Raw genomic sequence first — 18,045 nt, forward strand, 5'->3', positions numbered from 1 at the left:
TTCCTGTGCGACGATGGGGACATGCCTGTCGACGGGACCGGCGAGCGCATCTTGGACGCGGCCCTACAGGCGATCCTCGACTTCGGGGTGCGCCGTGCATCGGTGGAGGAGATCGCCCGACGCGCCGGCGTGTCGCACATGACCGTCTACCGACGCTGGCCGACCAAGAAAGACCTGCTGGTGGCCACGCTCGGCACGGTGACCGATGCCATCTTCGCCGCCGTCGACGCCGAGGTGGCCGCACTGGACGACTACGAGGACCGGTTCGTCGCCGGGTTCACCGGAATCTACTGGCGGGTCTGCACCCATCCGATGCTCAGCCGCACCCTGCAGACCGACCCCGAAGCGGTGCTCCCGGCGCTGACCACCGGCGCGGGGCCCGCGCTGGAGCTGGCGACCAACTATCTGGCCCGCCACATCGCCGACACCGCCCGCCACGGCGGGGTCGAGATCGACGATCCGGCGGGCCTGGCGGAGATCTTCGTCCGCCTCACCCACTCACTGGTGCTCACCCAGCGGGTGCGCGAACCGTTGACCAGCCGCGCCGAGGCGGAACGCTATGCCCGCCAGCATCTTCTGCCGCTGGCGCTGGCTATGGTGCGCCCGGCGAACGTCTCGGCGCGGTGAGGCGCAGGACACGCCCGAAGCCGGACCTCAGGACGCCGAGCGTGTTCTGACTGCGAGAATCGTCGCGCCTTTTCGCAGCCCGTGCACGCTCGGCGTCGAGGTCACAACATGCAGGACACGCAGCCCTCGACCTCGGTGCCTTCCAGCGCCATCTGCCGCAGCCGGATGTAGTACAGCGTCTTGATGCCCTTGCGCCAGGCGTAGATCTGGGCCTTGTTGACGTCGCGGGTGGTGGCGGTGTCCTTGAAGAACAGCGTCAGGCTCAGCCCCTGGTCCACGTGCTGGGTGGCCGCGGCGTAGGTGTCGATGATCTTCTCGTAGCCGATCTCGTAGGCGTCCTGGTAGTACTCCAGGTTGTCGTTGGTCATGTAGGGCGCCGGGTAGTAGACCCGGCCGATCTTGCCCTCCTTGCGGATCTCCACCTTCGACACGATCGGGTGGATCGAGGACGTCGAGTGGTTGATGTAGGAGATCGACCCGGTCGGCGGCACCGCCTGCAGGTTCTGGTTGTAGATCCCGTGCGCCTGCACCGATTCCTTGAGCCGGCGCCAGTCGTTCTGGTCGGGGATGCGGATGCCGGCGTCGGCGAACAGCGTGCGCACCTTGTCGGTCTTGGGCTCCCAGATCCCCTCGGTGTACTTGTCGAAGAACTCACCGCTGGCGTAGGCGGAGCGCTCGAAACCCTTGAAGTGGGTGCCGCGCTCGATCGCGATCCGGTTCGACGCCCGCAGCGCGTGATAGAGCACCGTGTAGAAGTAGATGTTGGTGAAGTCGATGCCCTCTTCGGACCCGTAGAAGATCCGCTCGCGCGCCAGGTAGCCGTGCAGGTTCATCTGCCCGAGCCCGATCGCGTGGGAGTCGTTGTTGCCCTGCTCGATCGAGGGCACCGAGAAGATGTTGGTCTGGTCGCTGACCGCGGTCAACGCGCGGATCGCCACCTCGATGGTCTCGGCGAAGTCCGGTGAGTCCATCGCCTTGGCGATGTTCAGCGAACCGAGGTTGCAGGAGATGTCCTTGCCCACCTTGGCGTAGGACAGGTCCTCGTTGTACAGCGACGGCGTGGAGACCTGCAGGATCTCCGAGCACAGGTTCGAGTGGGTGATCTTGCCCTCGATGGGGTTGGCCCGGTTCACCGTGTCCTCGAACATGATGTAGGGGTAGCCGGACTCGAACTGCAGCTCGGCCAGGGTCTGGAAGAACTCCCGCGCCTTGATCTTGTGCTTGCGGATCCGCGGGTCGTCGACCATCTCGTAGTACTTCTCGGTGACGTTGATGTCGGCGAACGCCACCCCGTAGACCCGCTCGACGTCATACGGCGAGAACAGGTACATGTCCTCGTTCTTCTTGGCCAGCTCGAAGGTGATGTCGGGGATCACCACGCCCAGCGAGAGCGTCTTGATCCGGATCTTCTCGTCGGCGTTCTCCCGCTTGGTGTCCAGGAACCGGTAGATGTCCGGGTGATGCGCGTTGAGGTAGACCGCGCCCGCCCCCTGGCGCGCGCCGAGCTGGTTGGCGTAGGAGAAGGAGTCCTCCAGCAGCTTCATGATCGGGATGACGCCCGAGGACTGGTTCTCGATGTTCTTGATCGGCGCGCCGTACTCGCGGATGTTGGTGAGCAGCAACGCCACTCCCCCGCCGCGCTTGGACAGCTGCAGCGCGGAGTTGATCGACCGGCCGATCGACTCCATGTTGTCCTCGATACGCAGCAGAAAGCAGCTCACCGGCTCGCCGCGCTGCTTTTTGCCCGCGTTGAGGAACGTCGGCGTCGCCGGCTGGAACCGGCCGTCGATGATCTCGTCGACCAGCCGCTCGGCGAGCTTGGTGTCACCGCTGGCCAACGACAGCGCCACCATGACGACCCGGTCCTCGAACCGCTCCAGATACCGCTTGCCGTCGAAGGTTTTCAGCGTGTAGGAGGTGTAGTACTTGAACGCGCCCAAGAACGTCGGGAACCGGAACTTCTTGGCGTAGGCGCGATCCAGCAGCGTCTTGACGAAGTTGCGGGAGTACTGGTCGAGCACCTCACGCTCGTAGTAGTTCTCCCGGATCAGGTAGTCGAGCTTCTCGTCCTGGTTGTGGAAGAACACCGTGTTCTGGTTGACATGGGTCAGGAAGAACTGCCGGGCCGCCGCGACGTCCTTGTCGAACTGGATCCGTCCGTCGGCGTCGTAGAGGTTCAGCATCGCGTTCAGCGCGTGGTAATCGGTCTCGTTACCCGCGCTGGGCGCCGTGGTGGTTACCGGCTCTGCAGCTGCGACAGTCGCTGGCATGTCTCGTCCTTCCAGAAATCAGCCAATCCCGCACGAACGGTTTCCACGTCGTCGGGGGTTCCCATGAGTTCGAAGCGATAGAGGTAGGGCACGCCGCACTTGCGCGAGATGACCTCGCCGGCGTAGCAGTATTCGGCACCGAAGTTGTTGTTGCCCGCGGCGATGACCCCGCGCAGCAACCCCCGGTTGTGTTCGTTGTTCAAAAACTTCTTGACCTGTTTGGGCACGTAGCCGCTGTCGGTGACGCTCGGCGCGCGCCGCCCGCCGCCGTAGGTGGGCACCACCAGCACGAAGGGCTGGTCGACCTCGATCGGCTCGTGCAGCGGGATCCGGGTGGCCGGCAGACCCAGTTTCTGGATGAAACGGTGGGTGTTCTCCGAGACGGAGGAGAAGTACACCAGGCGGTTGCCCATCTGCTGCCCCTCCCGTGACTCGTGCCGGCTGTTCGACGTGTGACTACCCCGGATCGCCGCCGACGGATCGCGGCGGCCGCGCTCAGGCGCTCAGCGCCGTCGCGGCCAGTGCCTTGATGCGGTCCGGGCGGAAGCCCGACCAGTGGTCGTCGCCGGCCACCACCACCGGAGCCTGCAGGTGCCCCAGCGCCATCACGTAGTCGCGGGCCTCGGAGTCCAGCGAGATGTCCACCGACCGGTAGGCGATGCCTTCCTTCTCCAACGCCTTGTGGGTGGCGTTGCACTGCACGCAGGCCGGTTTGGTGTACACGGTGATGTTCATCGTCGAACGACTCCTCGCTGGAAGGTTGAGCAACTATCAAACACTGCGTCCGCACCGCTGGTCAGCGGACCGTCGGGCGGTGAATCCCCGGGCTGGCGGGGCCGCGCCGACCCGGAGGCCGGGGACTTCTCCCCGGTTCCGAACGACCCGGTCTTCGTCGGGCCCGGCGGCACTGTGAACACTACACCTAGTGGGTGACAACGGGAAGGGATACAAGATGTTCTGAACAACATTCATGAAATTCCCTGGTCGGAAGCTTTCCACAGGCACCGCCTCCGGCGTGTCGCAGCTCACACTGCATCTGTTTCGTGCCGCTGATCACAATTACCACCGGGGTCGGACATTCGCGACGCACGGGGTCCGCCATCCCGACCCTCAGCAAACTCCGGGCCGGTAGGCTGGCGGGGACCTCACCCAGGTCGGGTGCCGTCGAGAACCGGCGAGGAGTGCCACCATGACCGACTACGGCCGCCCCCTGCAGTTCGGCCTGTTCGTCTCCCCCGCGGTCGACCTGTTGGACAACTCGTTCGCGCTGGCCGAGATCGCCGACGAATCCCTCGAGCTCATCGGGGTGCAGGACCATCCCTACCAGGCGAAGTTCCTCGACACCTGGGCGCTGATGCCGATGCTGCTGGCCCGCACCCGCCGGGTGCGGGTGTTCCCCGATGTCGCCAGCCTGCCGTTGCGCCCGCCGGCGGTGTTGGCAAAGACCGCGGCCAGCCTCGACGTCATCTCCGGGGGCCGGTTCGAGCTGGCGCTGGGCGCCGGCGCCTTCTGGCCGGCGATCGCGGCGATGGGCGGCGCCGACCGCACCCCGCGGGCGGCCGCCGAGGCGCTGGAGGAGGCCGTGCAGGTGACGCGGCTGATGTGGTCGGGGCAGCGCTCGGTGCGCTTCGAGGGACGCCACTACCAGCTGGCCGGGGTGCACCCCGGGCCGGCGCCGGCCCACGACATGGGGATCTGGCTGGGGGTCGGCGGGCCGCGGCTGCTGGAGTTCCTGGGCCGCAGCGCCGACGGCTGGGTGCCGTCGAACAGTTACTTCCCGCCGGAGAAGCTGCCCGGCATGCACGAGCGCATCGACGCCGGGGCAGCCGCCGCCGGCCGCGACCCCGCCTCGATCGTGCGGGCCTACAACGTGTTCGGGACGATCGGCGACACCCCGGCTGACGACCCGTTCGAGGGCACCGTCGAGCACTGGGTGGGCGCGCTGACCGACCTGGCGGTGCGGACCGGCATGGACACGTTCCTGTTCGGCACCCCCGATGACGACATCGGCCAGGTCCGGCGGTTCGCCACCGAGGTGGTGCCCGCGGTGCGCGCGGCGGTGGCCGAGCGCCGCGGCTGAGCGCCGGTCAGCCGCGCGCCGCCGGCCCCAGCAGGGCCCGGGCGAAGAACCGGTTGGCCCCGCGCATGGCCACGCTGTAGGGCCACCAGGCCACCCGCTTGAAGGCGTACAGCGCACGGATGTCCACCGACGTGTAGATCAGAAACCGGTTGCGGCGCACCCCGGCGAGGATCTTGCGGGCCGCCCGCTCCGGGGTGACCGCATGGCCGCTGAACCGGTCCACCCACTTCTGCACGTGCGGATCGTCGCGGTCCACCCCGGCGATCTCGACGGTGTTGACCAGCGGGGTGCGCACCGCGCCGGGCACGACCACCGACACCCCGATGCCGTGGCGGGCCAGGTCGAAGCGCAGCACCTCGGAGACCCCGCGCAGCCCGTATTTGGAGGCGCTGTAGGCGGCGTGCCAGGGCAGCGCCACGATCCCCGCCGCCGAGGAGACGTTGACCAACTGTCCGCCCCGCCCGGCCGCCAGCATCGGCGGGATGAACTCCTCGATGACGTGGATCGGACCCATCAGGTTGATCGAGACCATCCGGCTCCACTGATCGTGGCTGAGCCGGTCCACCGTGCCCCACGCCGAGACCCCGGCGATGTTCATCACCACGTCCATCGCGCCGTGGCCGGCGTGGATGTCGGCGGCGAACGCGGCCACGTCGTCGTGGTCGGCGATGTCGACGACCCGGTGCGCCGGTACCTGGGCGCCCAGCGCCCGGGCGTCGGCGACCGTCTCGGCCAGCCCGTCGGCGTTGCGGTCGGTCAAAAACAGCTCGGCGCCCTCGGCGGCCAGCGCCAGCGCAGTGGCCCGCCCGATGCCGCTGGCGGCGCCGGTGATGAAACATCTCTTACCCGCAAAGTCCTTGACAGCCATCCGCCGACGATATCGTCGCCCCCGGTGCGCGCAGGGACTAATCGGCGAGTTGGCCGCCCCACAGCGCGTTGAGCCACAGCGCCTCGAGCACCCGCAACCCGCGGCTGACGTCGGCGTCGGGCCCCAAAAACGTGGTGTCGCCGGAGAGCATGGTCGCGGTGGTGGCGCCCAGCGTGCGCACCAGCGCCGGGATGTCGTCGCTGATCGGGTGGGCGGTGCCGGCGGCGATCTCGGCGCGCACGATCGCGATGATCTGGTCGACGATGGTGTCGATCTGCTGGTCGAGGATCTCGCGGATCTGCGCGTCGCTGTAGCGGGCCTCGTTGCAGGCCATCATCACCGGGTCGTTGTGGGCGAACACCAGCGCCGCGCTGCCGACCATGCGCCGCGCGAACGCGGCCGGCGTCTCGTCCTCGCCGCGCGGGGCGAAGAAGGCGGTGAGCTCCTCGAGCTCGGCGGTGGCCTCGGCCATGATCTGGGCCAGCACCGCGTATTTGGATTCGAAGTAGAAGTAGAAGCCCGACCGCGCCACCCCGGCGCGGTCGCTGATCGCGCTCACCGACAGCTCGGCCAGCGGCCTTTCCTCCAGCAGTTGACGCACCGCGGTGAGGATCGCCTGTCGCTGTTTGTCGCCGCGCCGCTGCGGCGCCGCGGCGCTCGCCCGCTGCTCGATGCTCACCTGCCTACCATGCACCAGGGCGCACCGCGGGCAAAACTTGACAGGCGTCAAATTTCGGGGTGGGATAGCGAATGAGTGACGGCCACCACAGCCGGCACGCCCTGCTGCCCTCTCCGACCCATTCACCGCCCAAGGAGCGTCGATGGCCACCATCAGCACCCCGCACTACCTGCTCGACCAGGCCAAGCGCCGGTTCACCCCGACGCTCAACACCATCCCCGGCATGGGGATGCTGGAAAAGGCGCTGCTGAACGTGAACTGGAAGCAGCACACGCTCGCCGAGCCGCCCCCGGGCAGCGACCTCAAGCCCATCCGCGGCGACTCCGGCCTGCCGCTGCTGGGTCACATCATCGAGATGTTCCGCGGCGGCCCGGAATACCCGAAGTTCCTCTACGAGACCCGCGGGCCGGTCACGTTCGCCGACTCGCCGATCCTGCCCTCGATCGTGGCGATGGGCCCCGACGCCACCCAGACCGTGTTCGCCAACCGGAAGAAGGACTACTCGCAGAAGGGCTGGCTTCCGGTGATCGGCCCGTTCTTCGACCGCGGTCTGATGCTGCTGGACTTCGAGGAGCACCTCGCCCACAAGCGGATCATGCAGCAGGCCTTCACCCGGCCCAAGCTGGCCAGCTACGTCGCCGACATGGACCAGGTCGCCAGCGCCACCGTGCGGGACTGGCCGACCGACGATCCGCGGTTCCTGGTGTATCCGGCGATGAAAGAGTTGACCCTCGACGTCGCCTCGGTGGTGTTCATGGGCCAGGACCCCTCCACCGACCATGTGCTGTTGACCAAGGTCAACAAGGCGTTCGAGAAGACCACCCGCGCCGGCGGGGCGATCATCCGCACCGGGGTGCCGCCGTTCAAGTGGTGGCAGGGCCTGCAGGGCCGCAAGGTGCTCGAGGAGTACTTCGAGCAGCGGGTCAAGGAGCGCCGCCACTCCGACGGCACCGACATGCTGACCGCGCTGTGTCACGCCGAGGACGAGGACGGCAACAGCTTCACCGACCAGGACATCGTCAACCACATGATCTTTTTGATGATGGCCGCCCACGACACCACCACCTCGACGGTGACCACGATGGCCTACCACCTGGCCGCCCACCCGGAGTGGCAGGACCGCTGCCGCGAGGAGTCCGACCGCATCGGCGACGCCCCGCTGGACATCGAGACGCTGGAATCGCTGCAGTCCCTCGACCTGGTGATGGACGAATCGCTGCGCCTGGTCACCCCGCTGCCGTTCAACATGCGCCAGACCGTCCGCGACACCGACCTGATGGGCTACTACGTGCCGGCGGGCACCAACGTGGTGATCTGGCCGGGCGCCAACCACTGGCTGCCCGAGCTCTACACCGACCCGATGAAGTTCGACCCGGAGCGGTTCCTGCCGCCGCGCGAGGAGCACAAGAAGCACCGCTACGCCTGGGCGCCGTTCGGCGGCGGCGCGCACAAGTGCATCGGGATGGTCTACGGCCGCCTGGAGGTCAAGACGATCCTGCACCGGATGCTGCGGCAGTACCGGCTGGAGCTGGCCCGGCCGGACTACCAGCCGCGCTGGGACTACGGCGGCATGCCGCTGCCGATGGACGGCATGCCGATGGTGCTGCGCAAGCTCTGAGCCGGGCTCGGGTCCGCTCAGTCGGCCAGCAGCCGGTTGGCGCAACCGATCACCGCGCGCAGCGCCGACTCGGTGGCGTCGCGGGCCCAGCCCATCGCCCATTCGGTGCGGATGCCGTCGCTGCCGCAGACGAAGGTGACGGTGTGCCCGTCGCCGGAGCGCATCTGGTGGAACCGCACCGTCTCCACGGTCACGCCGTGCTCGTGCAGCATCGCGGTGACCGCGGCGATCGGCCCGCTCGCCACCGCCGTGTCGGTGCGGACGCTGTCGCCGTGGGCGATGGTGGCGCGGTACCGGCAGGAGCCCAGCGAGCGGGTACGCCCGCGCGACCACTGCCCGAGCCGCAGCGGCCCGGAGCAGCCGGACGGATAGCCGTAGGTGGTGACGAACCGCCCCCAGTCCATGGCGGCCGCCTGTTCGCGCAGGCCGCGCGGCAGCGACACCCCGAACCGGTCGAGGAACCAGGTGTTGGCGTCGGTCGACGGACTGGAGTGGATGAAACGGCTGGTCATGTGCCGGCTTCCTCGGATTGGAGGGTGACCGACGGGCAAGCGTCCGACCCGCAGCGGGGGGTCGGTCCGAATCAGACCCCGCTGCGGGTACTGGCTACTACAAGCCGATCACGCAACCATGACACGGCATCGAGCCTAGCCGCCGGCCCCATGCCCGGCAACCGGATTCGCCGCGCGGGCGTCACGTGGCCGCGATCGACTGCAGCGCGTTCTGCAGCAGGCCGGTGACCTCTTCGGCGACCGCGCGCACCTCCGGCACATCGGTGAGATCGGCCATCAGCGCGGGGTTCATCGCATCGACGATGACGGTGTCGGCGGCGGCCGGATCCCGGCGCACCACCACGTTGCACGGCAGCAGCACCCCGATCTGGCGGTAGGCGTTCACCGCGCGGTGGGCCAGGCCCGGGTTGCAGGCGCCCAGGATCAGATAGTCCTCCATGTCCTCGCCCAGCTTGGCCTTCAGGGTCGCCTTCATGTCGATCTCGGTGAGTACGCCGAAGCCCTGCTGGGTCAGCGCTTCGCGGGTGCGGGTGACCGCCTCGTCGAACGATGTGCGCACGGTGGTCGTCAACGCCACAGCCATGGGGTCCTCCTTCGTCTCGGGTGGTCCTCACGCCAGGGTGAGGAAGAGTTTCTCCAGTTCCTCCTCGGTCAGCGGCTCGTCGTCGCCGCTGCTGGTGCCGGCGATGCACTCGCGCAGCCCGGAGGCGACGATCTTGAACCCCGCCCGGTCCAGGGCGCGGGAGACCGCGGCGAGTTGGGTGACCACGTCGCGGCAGCTGCGGCCCTGTTCGATCATCGTGATCACGCCGGCCAGTTGCCCCTGGGCGCGGCGCAGCCGGTTGAGCACCGCGGTCATGTTCTCCTGGTTGTCGCTCATCGCATCTCACCCGGCGCTCAGCCGGCCGCCTCCTTCTCGGCGTCGGCGAACTCGCAGAACGCGTCGTAGGCGCGGGCGCCGTAGATGGTGGCCGGCCCGCCCATCATCAGGATGCTCACCCCGATCGTCTCGGCGGCCTCCTCCTTGGTGGCGCCGGCCTTCACCGCGGCGCGCGCGTGCGAGGCGATGCAGCCGTCGCAGCCGTGCACCACGCCGATGGCGACCGCCATCAGCTCCTTGAACTTGGTCGGCACCGCCCCGTCTTTGAAGGCGGCCTTGCTCAGCGCGCCGAACCCCTCGTAGACGTCGGGGATCTGGGCGCGCAACGCGCGGTGCTGGGGGTTGAGGTCGTCGAGGACGTCGTGGTAGGTCATGCCCCAACTATACCCCTCGGGGTATCCGGGCGCCAGGTCGCGGCGCCCCCGGTCAGGACAGGATGCGGCGCGCGACGTTGGTGGTGACCAGGTCGAGCAGCTCGTCGCCGCGGCCGGCCAGGATGGTGCGGATGGCGTAGAGGGAGAACCCCTTGGCCTGCTCCAGGCTGATCGCCGGCGGGATGGTCAGCACCTGCCGGGCGGTGACGACGTCGACCAGCGCCGGCCCGTCGTGGGCGAACGCCGCGCTCAGCGCCGGTTCCAGATCGCCGGGCTGCTCCACCCGCCTGCTGAACAGCCCCATCGCGACCGCGACCGCCGCCAGATCCGGGTTCTCCAGTTCGGTGCCGAAGTTGACCAGGCCGGCGGCCTTCATCTCCAGTTCGACGAAGTTCAGCGAGGAGTTGTTGAACACGATGACCTTCACCGGCAGCCGGTTCTGCACGACGGTGAGTAGCTCACCGAAGAGCATCGCCAGGCCGCCGTCCCCGGCCAAGGCGACCACCTGCCGGGCCCGGTCGACGCTTTGCGCGCCGATCGCGTGCGGCAGCGCCCCGGCCATGCTGCCGTGGTTGAACGACCCGATCAGCCGGCGGCGGCCGTTCATCGTCAGGTACCGCGACGCCCACACCACCGGCGAGCCCACGTCGACGGTGAACACCGCGTCGTCGGCGGCCAGCCGGTCGGCGGTGACCGCGACGTACTCCGGCCGGATCGGGGTGCGGCCGCGGTCGTCGACACCCAGCGCGTCCAGGCTCTTGCGGGTCTTGCGGTAGTGGGCCAGCGACCGTTCCAGGTGGCCGCGGTCGGGGTTGCCGCGCAGCAGCGGCTGCAGCGCGGTCAGGGTGTCGGTGACGGTGCCGACCAGGCCCAGGTCGATCGGGGTGCGCCGGCCCAGGTGCCGACCGCGGATGTCGACCTGGATGATCGTGGCGTTCTCCGGATAGAACTGCTGGTAGGGGAAGTCGGTGCCGAGCATCAGCAGCACGTCGGCTTCCTCGATCGCCTTGTAGCCGGAGGCGAAGCCGAGCAGGCCGGTCATGCCGACGTCGTAGGGGTTGTCGTACTCGATGTACTCCTTGCCGCGCAGCGCGTGCACGATCGGGGCGGCCAGCGTCCCGGCGGCCCGGATGACCTCGTCGTGGGCGCCGGCCACCCCGGCTCCGGCCAGGATCGTCACCCGGCTCGCCTCGTTGAGCAGGCGGGCGGCGCGGGCCAGCGCGGCGTCGTCGGGCCGGGCCACGGTGCTGCTGGCGGTGACCGGGCGGGTGGTCCAGCCGGTCTCGGCGGCACGGGCGGAGAACACCTCACCGGGCACCACCACCACCGCCACCCCGCGCTCCTCGACGGCGGCCCGCATCGCCTGGTGCAGGATCCGCGGCGCCATCTCCGGGGTGCTGATCAGCTCGCAGTAGACGCTGCACTCGGCGAACAGGTCCTGCGGATGGGTCTCCTGGAAGTACTCCGAGCCGATCTCGGCGCGCGGGATGTGGGCGGCGAACGCCAGCACCGGCACCCGGCTGCGCTGCGCGTCGTAGAGGCCATTGACCAGGTGCAGGTTGCCCGGCCCGCAGCTGCCCGCACAGACCGCCAGCTCGCCGGTGAGCGCGGCCTCGGCGGCCGCGGCGAACGCCGCGCTCTCTTCGTGGCGGGTCAGCTCCCAGGCGATGTGCTCAGCGCGGCGCAGCGCGTCGGTCAGCCCGTTGAGGCTGTCCCCGGGGATCCCGTAGATGCGTTGCACCCCGGAGTGCTGCAGCGCGGTGACGAAGTGATCGGCGACGGTGGCCATCGGACCTGCCCTCCTGCATCGGACACTCCCAGAGAGCCCGACCCGCCGCAACCCCGTTCGGCGGCTATTTGATCAGCGGGTCGCGCGGCATCCCCAGGATGCGCTCGGCGATCTGGTTGCGGCTGACCTCCGAGGTGCCGCCGGCGATCGCCATGCCGCGCGCCCCCATCACCATCCGCCCGGCCAGGGCGGCCGGGCCGTCGGTCAGCGCGACCTCCGGGCCCAGCAGGGCCGCGCCGATCGCCGCGCCTTCGCTCATGTGCTCGGCGAGGGTCAGCTTGGTGATGTTGCCCTCCGGGCCGGGGCCGGCTCCCTCCAGGGTGCGCACGGCGCGCCGCAGGTTCAGCAGCCGCAAGGCGTGGTCGTGGGCCAGGTAGGTGCCCACCCGCACTTTGGCGCCGGCCACCCGGTCGGGGTGCTGGCCGACCAGGGTCACCAGGTGCTCGGCGATGCCCTCGTGGAAGGAGCCGCCGCCACCGATGCTGACCCGCTCGTTGCCCAGCGTCGCGCGGGCCACCGTCCAGCCGGTGTTGGGTTCGCCGACGACGTCCTCGTCGGGGATGAACACGTCGTTGAAGAAGACCTCGTTGAACTCCGAGCCGCCGGTGATCTGCCGCAGCGGGCGCACCTCGACGCCGTCGGCGTTCATGTCGATGATCACCGTGGTGATGCCGGCGTGCTTGGCGGCCTCGGGGTCGGTGCGCACGGTGGCCAGCCCGCGCCGGCAGTAATGCGCTCCGGAGGTCCAGACCTTCTGGCCGTTGAGTTTCCAGCCGCCGTCGAACCGAGTGGCGCGAGTCTTGACCGCCGCGGCGTCCGATCCGGCGTCGGGTTCGGAGAACAGTTGGCACCAGATCTCTTCCTGGCGCAGCGCTTTGGCGACGAATCGGTCGATCTGCGACTCGGTGCCGTGCTGGATGAGGGTGAGGATCACCCATCCGGTGATCGAGTAGTCGGGCCGTTTGATACCGGCGGCGGCGAACTCCTCCTCGATCACCAGCTGTTCGACGGCGGAGGCGGCGCGACCCCACGGCTTGGGCCAGTGCGCCATGATGTAGCCGGTCTCGATCAGCTTGTCGCGCTGGGCTTCTCCGTCGAGCGCGGCGATGACGGCGGCGTCGGCGCGGACCTGTTCGCGGATCCGGTCGGCCTCGGCCGGCAGGTCCAGGCTGTTGGCGCGGCTCGCTCCCCCGGCGGTGCGTTCGAAGGTGTCCAGTGCCGGTGCGTCCCCGCCGAACAGGGCGCGCAACGTCAACGCGCGACGCAGCTGCAGGTGCGCGTCGTGTTCCCAGGTGAAGCCGATGCCGCCGTGCACCTGGATGTTGAGTTCGGCGTTGCGGGCGTAGGCGGGCAGCGCCAGGGTGGCCGCCACCGCGGCCATCAGCTGGAACTGGGTTTCGGCGTCGTCGCCGGCCTCGCCGGCCGCGCGGGCGGCGTCCCAGACCGCGGCGGTGGCCGATTCGGCGGCCACCAGCATGTTGGCGCAGTGGTGTTTGACCGCCTGGAAGGTGGCGATGGTGCGGCCGAACTGCTGGCGCACCTTGGCGTAGTCGACGGCGGCGTCGACGCAGTCGGCCGCCCCGCCGACCGCCTCGGCGGCGACCAGCACCCGGGCGCGCGCCAGGGCCGCCGGGCGGGCGCCGGGCAGGATGTCGGCGTCGGTGACGGCGACGTCGGAGAGCGTCACCCGACCGGAGCGGCGGGTCGGGTCGAGGTTCTCCGGCACCTCGACGCTGACCCCGGCGCGGTCGCGCTCGAGGAGCAGGACATCCTCGCCCGCGGCGATCAGCAACAGGTCGGCGAGCCCGGCGCCGAGCACGACGCCGCCGTCCCCGGCGGCCACCCCGTCGGCGACCCGGACGTCGCCGCCGAGTCCGACACCGGCGGTGGTGCTGCCGTCGATCAGCCCGGGCAGCAGCCGGTCCTGCTGCTCGCCGTTGCCCGCGGCGGCCAGCACCGCGGAGGCGATCACGGTCGGCAGGAACGGTCCGGGGGCGACCGCGCGGCCCAACTGCTCGGTCACCACGACCAGTTCGGGCAGCCCGTAGCCGGACCCGCCGTGGTCCTCGGCGATGTGCAGCCCCAGCCAGCCCAGCCGCGCCAGGTCGTCCCAGAACGCGGGGCGCTGTTCGTCGTCGGCGTCGAGCAGCGCGCGGGCGGCGGCCCGGGCCTTCTGCGCGGCCAGGAAATCGGCCGCCACCTCGGCGAGTTCGCGGTGGTCGTCGGTGAGCGCGATCCCCATCGGGGCCTCCTTGCAGCGGTGGGTTCGGATCAGCCCCGCGGGCCGGGTCGAAGGGTCAGGACTGCTTTTCCGGGGACCGCTGCCCGTAGGGCACCGCCGCGAGCAGGGTCACCGAGATCGAGGCGCCGCTGGGCACCCGGTAGGTGCGCTGCTCCCCCGGCCGGGCGCCGGCCAACGCGGTGCCCAGCGGGGACTGCGGGGAGTACACCTCCATGTCGCCGGGGTCGACGTCGCGCACCCCGAGCAGGAAGGTTTCGGTCTCCTCGGTGTCGTCGAAGCGCACGGTGAGCACCATGCCCGGTTCGGCGATCCCGTCGTCCGGCGGGTCCTCCCCGACCGTGGCGTGCGAGAGCAGGTCGCGGATCTGCGCGATTCGGCTCTTGCGGGCCTGCAGGTGATCCAGCGCCACCGATTCGTCCTCATCATGGGTGTCGAGCAGCTCGTTGAGCTCGGCTTGGAGCCGTTCGTAGGCGCTGCGAGTCATCCAGACGGATTGCGGGCCGGTCATGAGGTGTTCTCCGTTCTTAGGTACGCCGGAAACTTGTCGGTGCTAACGCACCGGGTCGAACTCGCGCAGTGCTGCGGGCAGTTTGCCGGTGGTGATCAGCTCGGTCAAGAACCGGCCGGTCGCCGGTCCCTGCGCCATGCCCCACATGCCGTGTCCCCCCGCTACGTAGATTCCTGGTTCCGGCGTGGCGCCGATGACCGGCCGGGAATCCGAGGACAGCGGCCGAGGACCGACCCACAGGTCGGTGCGCTGGGCCCAGTTTATCCCGTCGAGCAGCGGTTGTGCGGCAGCAGCGATGGCATCCAGTCGGGCGGGCACGGCCGGGGCGTCCGGCGAGCGGAATTCCATCGTCCCGGCCACCCGCAGTCCGCCGCGGTACGGGGTGCAGGCCACGCGGGCGTCCGGCAGGTAGATCGGTGTCTCGACGGGCCGGTCGGTGGGCACGGTGAAGGAGTAGCCGCGCCCGGCCCGCACCGGCACCCGCACCCGGCGGCCGGCCAGCCGCGACAGCCACGCCCCGGTGGCCAGCACCGCCACGTCGGCCGTGAGTTCGGTGCCGTCGGCGCAGCGCACCGCGACCACCCCGGCGCGTGAGCCCACCTCGGTGGCCTCGGCGATCCGCAGCGTCGCGCCGCGCCGGACGACGGCGTCGCCCAGGTCTTGGACGAACCGGCCGGGATCGAGGTGGCGTTGCCCTTCGACGCGGATCGCGGTAGTGATGCGGTCGGAGGCCAGCGGCACCTGCTCGCGCACCGCCGGGCCGGTCAGCACGGTGTGGGTGACCGGTTGGCCGGCCTCGGTGAACCGGCGCAGCTGGTCTTCGAATCCGGTGGCCTGCTCACGGGTTTCGAAGATCGCGGTGATCGGGCCCTCGGTCAGCGGCGCGTCGACCCCGTTGGCCGTGAGCACGTCGTAGGCCGGCAGCGAGGCCTCGTTGAGGGCCACCGCGGCACGCACCGCGCGTCGCCACGTCGACCACCGGCAGTGCGCGGCGAAGCGCACCAGAAACGACCACATCCGCGGGTTCGCCGACGCCGGGATCCGCAGCGGCGCGGTCGGGTCGAACAGCGAGGCCAGACCGTAGCGCAGCACGTCGGGCTCGTTGAGCGGGATGGTCAGCCCCGGCGAGATCCAGCCGGCGTTGCCCCACGAGGACCCGGCAGCCACCCCGGTGCGGTCGACGACGGTGACCTCGACGCCGCGTTCCTGCAGGAACCACGCCGTCGACAACCCGACGATGCCGGCACCGACCACGATCGCGGTGCGCGGGGCGCTGTGTGCCATCCGGTGACCTCCTTCGCAGTGCGGCCGCGGCCGGTGCCGCCGGCTCCCCCTCCCATGATGTCCCGCCGGGGTGGGCGCACCGGCCGCCCGCCCCGACACCGCAGTTCACGGGCGCCGAAGCGGCGTGGCTGTTCTGTGTTGTCCCGGATACACCATGATGGTCGGTGCGGTGGTGGGATGCTGACCGTGGCCGGAAGCGCAGCGCCGGCCGGGCCGGACGGAGATGGACGATTTCTGAACAACCCGTTGCTGACGAGTCGGGCGGTGTGCAGCGCTGCTGCCCGTTCTGCGGTGCCACCAACCCGCCCGGCGCGCACTTCTGCACCGCCTGCGGTGAGGCGCTGGAGGCCGGACCCACCGCGGCCGGACCGGCCGAGGCGTTGGAGGTGCCGTCGGCGCCGGTGCGGCGGGCCGGGCGCGCGGTGCGCACCGTCGCCGCCCTGCTGGATCTGGCCGCGATGCTCAGCCCGGCGCTGCCGTTGGCGGCGGTCGCCACGGTGTTCCGGGTCCCGGCGGTCGTCTACATCGTGCTGCCGCTGGCGTTCGTGTTGGTCTGGGCGTGGCTGCAGATCTGGCAGGCCGTCGGCGGCACCTCGTTCGGCAAGGCGATCCTGGGCTTGCGGCTGATCCGCACGGCCGACCACCGCGCGCCCGGGCTGCTGCGCACGTTGGCGCGCAGTGCGGTGTTCATCCTCACCGCCGGGCTGGCCGGTCTGCCGGTGCTGGCCGGGGGAACCGGTCTGCACGACCGGCTCAGCGGCCTGACCGTGCTCGACGTGGTCAACGGCGCCGACCCGCTGGGGCCGCGGCGGCGACGCTGGGCCGACCGGCGCGGCGACGTTCAGGACTGATCGCGCGGGGGCGGCGCCGCGATGCGCGGCGCTTTCGGCGGCGCCGCGGCGATCCTCGGCGCGGCCACCGCGGGTGCCGGGGCGGGCTGCGGCGCTGCGGCCGGAGCGGGCTGGGCGGGAGCGGGCCGGGCCGGTTGCGGGCGGGACGCCGGGGTGCGCACCTGGCGTAGGAAGGCGGCGACCAGCAGCAGCAACGCGAGGACGGCGAGGGTGGCGTCGATGATGCCGGTGATCTGCTGGCTGAGGTCGTTGCCGTAGACCGCGTTGATGGTGCCGGAGTTCAGCGGCATGCTGCGCGGCACCAGCGCCACCCCGACCACCAGCCGGCAGCCGGTCAGCACGAACACCACGCCCAGCAGCAGCAGGGTGACCGCGCGCGGCGTTGCGCGGTGGCCGCTGTTGAGCGCCAGCCAGGCGGCCACCACCGCGGTGAGCACGTCGAAGGCCATCAGCGCGGTGTTGTTGTAGGGCAGGGCGGGCAACTGCAGCATCCCGTTGAGCACCACGCCAACGATGCGCAGCACGGCGGTGCCGCCGCACCAGACCGCCACCAGGATGAGGCAGGAGCGGGTCGCCGCGCGCCACAGGGCATCGGCGTCGGCGGCCGACGCGGCCCGCAGCGCGGCGGCTCCGACCAGACCGGCCACCGCCACCCACGCCAGGTAGCCCTCGTAGCCGACACCGGCGGTCCCGGTGTTCTGCGCGATCCCGTGGAAGGCGTCCAGGTCGCGCCCGACCGGCAACAGCCACAGCAGCGCCGTCGCCACCAACGTCGCGATGCCCAGCAGCGTCGTGGCCAGCCGGTGAGCGCGAGTGCCGGCGATGATCCAGCGGCCGACGAGGACGATCGGTGCCAGCGCCACCACGGTGTAGAGCAGCGCGGTCACCGCGGTCATGATGTTGGCCCCGGCGGCCGGGCCGGCGAATCCGGCGACCACGAACCGGATGCGCAGGTAGAGGTTGAACAGCGCGGCGAGCACACCGAGCAGGATCGATGCCCAGCCGAGGAGCGCACGGACCCGCGCCGTGCGCTGGCCGCCGCCCGGGAGCAGCGGCGGCTGCGCGGCCAGCAGGGCGCCGGCCAAGCCCAGCAGCGCGCCGGGCCCGATGCCGGGCGCGGCGACACCGTCGCCGCCGTGGCGCAGCGCGCTGACGATCGTGGTCAGCGTGAAGATCGCCACGACCAGCAGGTAGGGGCCGCAGAGCGGCAGCCGCAGCCCGATCGGCGCTTTCGAGTCGCCGCGCCGGGCGAGCTCTCCGATACCGGTCGCGGCCAGCGCCGCCACGGTCACCGCCACCAGCACCGCGAACACCCAGCCGGACGTGCCGGCGATCCCGACGCCGGTGTGGATGTTCCACGGCAGCAGCAGCCCCGCCACCAGCAAGGCGGCGGCGAGCACGTCGCGGCCGCGGGCGGGCGCCTGCCCGCTCGCCGTGGCGGTCTCCGGTTTGGTCATCTCGCC

General features: G+C 70.4%; 18 protein-coding genes. 4 read left to right on the forward strand and 14 right to left on the reverse strand.

Annotated features, from left to right (window positions below; translation table 11 throughout):
* Positions 1-21: 21 nt before the first annotated feature.
* A complete protein-coding gene (locus A5643_RS06980) occupies positions 22-627 on the forward strand; it encodes a TetR/AcrR family transcriptional regulator (RefSeq protein WP_066853341.1) in 606 nt (201 codons plus the stop codon).
* A 101-nt stretch (positions 628-728) separates the two neighbouring features.
* Here the strand turns inward: A5643_RS06980 and nrdE are convergent, their stop codons facing one another.
* The 3 genes from nrdE to nrdH all read right to left on the reverse strand — a co-directional run bounded on the left by nrdE (position 729) and on the right by nrdH (position 3,632).
* Entirely contained in the window at positions 729-2,897 is a 2,169-nt protein-coding gene (gene nrdE, locus A5643_RS06985; RefSeq protein ID WP_082948779.1) for a class 1b ribonucleoside-diphosphate reductase subunit alpha, read from the reverse strand.
* Entirely contained in the window at positions 2,864-3,310 is a 447-nt protein-coding gene (gene nrdI, locus A5643_RS06990; protein WP_066853345.1) for a class Ib ribonucleoside-diphosphate reductase assembly flavoprotein NrdI, read from the reverse strand. The genes nrdE and nrdI overlap by 34 nt, the downstream gene beginning before the upstream one ends.
* Before the next feature lie 82 nt (positions 3,311-3,392).
* Complete coding sequence (nrdH, locus tag A5643_RS06995) at positions 3,393-3,632, reverse strand: glutaredoxin-like protein NrdH (RefSeq protein ID WP_066853347.1); 240 nt, start codon at positions 3,630-3,632, stop codon at positions 3,393-3,395.
* Between the two features lie 454 nt (positions 3,633-4,086).
* Here nrdH and A5643_RS07000 point away from each other — a divergent pair, with 454 nt between their 5' ends.
* Entirely contained in the window at positions 4,087-4,977 is an 891-nt protein-coding gene (locus A5643_RS07000) for an LLM class flavin-dependent oxidoreductase (RefSeq protein WP_066853349.1), read from the forward strand.
* A 7-nt stretch (positions 4,978-4,984) separates the two neighbouring features.
* On the opposite strand, the gene A5643_RS07005 is transcribed toward A5643_RS07000, so the two are convergent.
* Complete coding sequence (locus tag A5643_RS07005) at positions 4,985-5,845, reverse strand: SDR family oxidoreductase (RefSeq protein ID WP_066853352.1); 861 nt, start codon at positions 5,843-5,845, stop codon at positions 4,985-4,987.
* A gap of 37 nt (positions 5,846-5,882) precedes the next feature.
* On the reverse strand, positions 5,883-6,542 hold the full coding sequence (locus tag A5643_RS07010; RefSeq protein WP_066853422.1) for a TetR/AcrR family transcriptional regulator: 660 nt from the start codon (positions 6,540-6,542) through the stop codon (positions 5,883-5,885).
* A gap of 124 nt (positions 6,543-6,666) precedes the next feature.
* Here A5643_RS07010 and A5643_RS07015 point away from each other — a divergent pair, with 124 nt between their 5' ends.
* Positions 6,667-8,142: a cytochrome P450 gene (locus A5643_RS07015; protein ID WP_066853353.1), complete on the forward strand. Its 1,476-nt coding sequence runs from the start codon at positions 6,667-6,669 to the stop codon at positions 8,140-8,142.
* Positions 8,143-8,159: 17 nt separating this feature from the next.
* Here A5643_RS07015 and A5643_RS07020 read toward each other — a convergent pair whose 3' ends face one another.
* From A5643_RS07020 to A5643_RS07055, 8 genes are all read right to left on the reverse strand, one after another.
* Positions 8,160-8,654 (reverse strand): 2-isopropylmalate synthase, encoded by a 495-nt coding sequence (locus A5643_RS07020; protein WP_066853355.1) that lies wholly within the window; start codon positions 8,652-8,654, stop codon positions 8,160-8,162.
* Between the two features lie 181 nt (positions 8,655-8,835).
* Positions 8,836-9,237 (reverse strand): DUF302 domain-containing protein, encoded by a 402-nt coding sequence (locus tag A5643_RS07025; protein WP_066853357.1) that lies wholly within the window; start codon positions 9,235-9,237, stop codon positions 8,836-8,838.
* 27 nt (positions 9,238-9,264) lie between these two features.
* The gene (locus A5643_RS07030) at positions 9,265-9,534 is read right to left on the reverse strand and encodes a metal-sensitive transcriptional regulator (RefSeq protein WP_066853359.1); all 270 of its coding nucleotides are present in this window, start codon (positions 9,532-9,534) and stop codon (positions 9,265-9,267) included.
* Between the two features lie 17 nt (positions 9,535-9,551).
* The gene (locus A5643_RS07035) at positions 9,552-9,908 is read right to left on the reverse strand and encodes a carboxymuconolactone decarboxylase family protein (protein ID WP_066853362.1); all 357 of its coding nucleotides are present in this window, start codon (positions 9,906-9,908) and stop codon (positions 9,552-9,554) included.
* 52 nt (positions 9,909-9,960) lie between these two features.
* Positions 9,961-11,697 carry a ubiquinone-dependent pyruvate dehydrogenase gene (gene poxB / locus A5643_RS07040; RefSeq protein WP_066853364.1) on the reverse strand — a complete coding sequence of 579 codons (1,737 nt, stop codon included), beginning with the start codon at positions 11,695-11,697 and terminating at the stop codon, positions 9,961-9,963.
* Between the two features lie 64 nt (positions 11,698-11,761).
* Complete coding sequence (locus A5643_RS07045; protein WP_066853366.1) at positions 11,762-13,939, reverse strand: acyl-CoA dehydrogenase family protein; 2,178 nt, start codon at positions 13,937-13,939, stop codon at positions 11,762-11,764.
* Positions 13,940-13,994: 55 nt separating this feature from the next.
* Positions 13,995-14,447 (reverse strand): GreA/GreB family elongation factor, encoded by a 453-nt coding sequence (locus tag A5643_RS07050; protein WP_066853368.1) that lies wholly within the window; start codon positions 14,445-14,447, stop codon positions 13,995-13,997.
* Between the two features lie 42 nt (positions 14,448-14,489).
* Positions 14,490-15,731, reverse strand: a complete 1,242-nt coding sequence (locus tag A5643_RS07055) for an NAD(P)/FAD-dependent oxidoreductase (RefSeq protein WP_066853370.1) — start codon at positions 15,729-15,731, stop codon at positions 14,490-14,492.
* Between the two features lie 266 nt (positions 15,732-15,997).
* Between A5643_RS07055 and A5643_RS07060 the strand changes: the two genes are divergently transcribed.
* Positions 15,998-16,582, forward strand: a complete 585-nt coding sequence (locus A5643_RS07060; RefSeq protein ID WP_197497669.1) for an RDD family protein — start codon at positions 15,998-16,000, stop codon at positions 16,580-16,582.
* Here the strand turns inward: A5643_RS07060 and A5643_RS07065 are convergent.
* Positions 16,573-18,039, reverse strand: a complete 1,467-nt coding sequence (locus A5643_RS07065; RefSeq protein ID WP_156628600.1) for a DUF7937 domain-containing protein — start codon at positions 18,037-18,039, stop codon at positions 16,573-16,575. The genes A5643_RS07060 and A5643_RS07065 overlap by 10 nt on opposite strands.
* Positions 18,040-18,045: the final 6 nt, after the last annotated feature.

The organism is Mycobacterium sp. 1274756.6 (assembly GCF_001668625.1).
Taxonomy (GTDB): domain Bacteria; phylum Actinomycetota; class Actinomycetes; order Mycobacteriales; family Mycobacteriaceae; genus Mycobacterium.

What these genes read in the sequence shown, in the direction of transcription:
- A5643_RS07015 (WP_066853353.1), top strand. Translation starts at nt 6,667, where the DNA reads ATGGCCACCATCAGCACCCCGCACTACCTGCTCGACCAGGCCAAGCGC.
- nrdH (WP_066853347.1), bottom strand. Translation starts at nt 3,632, where the DNA reads ATGAACATCACCGTGTACACCAAACCGGCCTGCGTGCAGTGCAACGCC.
- A5643_RS07055 (WP_066853370.1), bottom strand. Translation starts at nt 15,731, where the DNA reads ATGGCACACAGCGCCCCGCGCACCGCGATCGTGGTCGGTGCCGGCATC.
- A5643_RS07020 (WP_066853355.1), bottom strand. Translation starts at nt 8,654, where the DNA reads ATGACCAGCCGTTTCATCCACTCCAGTCCGTCGACCGACGCCAACACC.
- A5643_RS07035 (WP_066853362.1), bottom strand. Translation starts at nt 9,908, where the DNA reads ATGACCTACCACGACGTCCTCGACGACCTCAACCCCCAGCACCGCGCG.
- A5643_RS06980 (WP_066853341.1), top strand. Translation starts at nt 22, where the DNA reads ATGCCTGTCGACGGGACCGGCGAGCGCATCTTGGACGCGGCCCTACAG.
- poxB (WP_066853364.1), bottom strand. Translation starts at nt 11,697, where the DNA reads ATGGCCACCGTCGCCGATCACTTCGTCACCGCGCTGCAGCACTCCGGG.
- A5643_RS07050 (WP_066853368.1), bottom strand. Translation starts at nt 14,447, where the DNA reads ATGACCGGCCCGCAATCCGTCTGGATGACTCGCAGCGCCTACGAACGG.
- A5643_RS07065 (WP_156628600.1), bottom strand. Translation starts at nt 18,039, where the DNA reads ATGACCAAACCGGAGACCGCCACGGCGAGCGGGCAGGCGCCCGCCCGC.
- A5643_RS07025 (WP_066853357.1), bottom strand. Translation starts at nt 9,237, where the DNA reads ATGGCTGTGGCGTTGACGACCACCGTGCGCACATCGTTCGACGAGGCG.
- nrdE (WP_082948779.1), bottom strand. Translation starts at nt 2,897, where the DNA reads ATGCCAGCGACTGTCGCAGCTGCAGAGCCGGTAACCACCACGGCGCCC.
- A5643_RS07030 (WP_066853359.1), bottom strand. Translation starts at nt 9,534, where the DNA reads ATGAGCGACAACCAGGAGAACATGACCGCGGTGCTCAACCGGCTGCGC.
- A5643_RS07005 (WP_066853352.1), bottom strand. Translation starts at nt 5,845, where the DNA reads ATGGCTGTCAAGGACTTTGCGGGTAAGAGATGTTTCATCACCGGCGCC.
- nrdI (WP_066853345.1), bottom strand. Translation starts at nt 3,310, where the DNA reads ATGGGCAACCGCCTGGTGTACTTCTCCTCCGTCTCGGAGAACACCCAC.
- A5643_RS07000 (WP_066853349.1), top strand. Translation starts at nt 4,087, where the DNA reads ATGACCGACTACGGCCGCCCCCTGCAGTTCGGCCTGTTCGTCTCCCCC.
- A5643_RS07045 (WP_066853366.1), bottom strand. Translation starts at nt 13,939, where the DNA reads ATGGGGATCGCGCTCACCGACGACCACCGCGAACTCGCCGAGGTGGCG.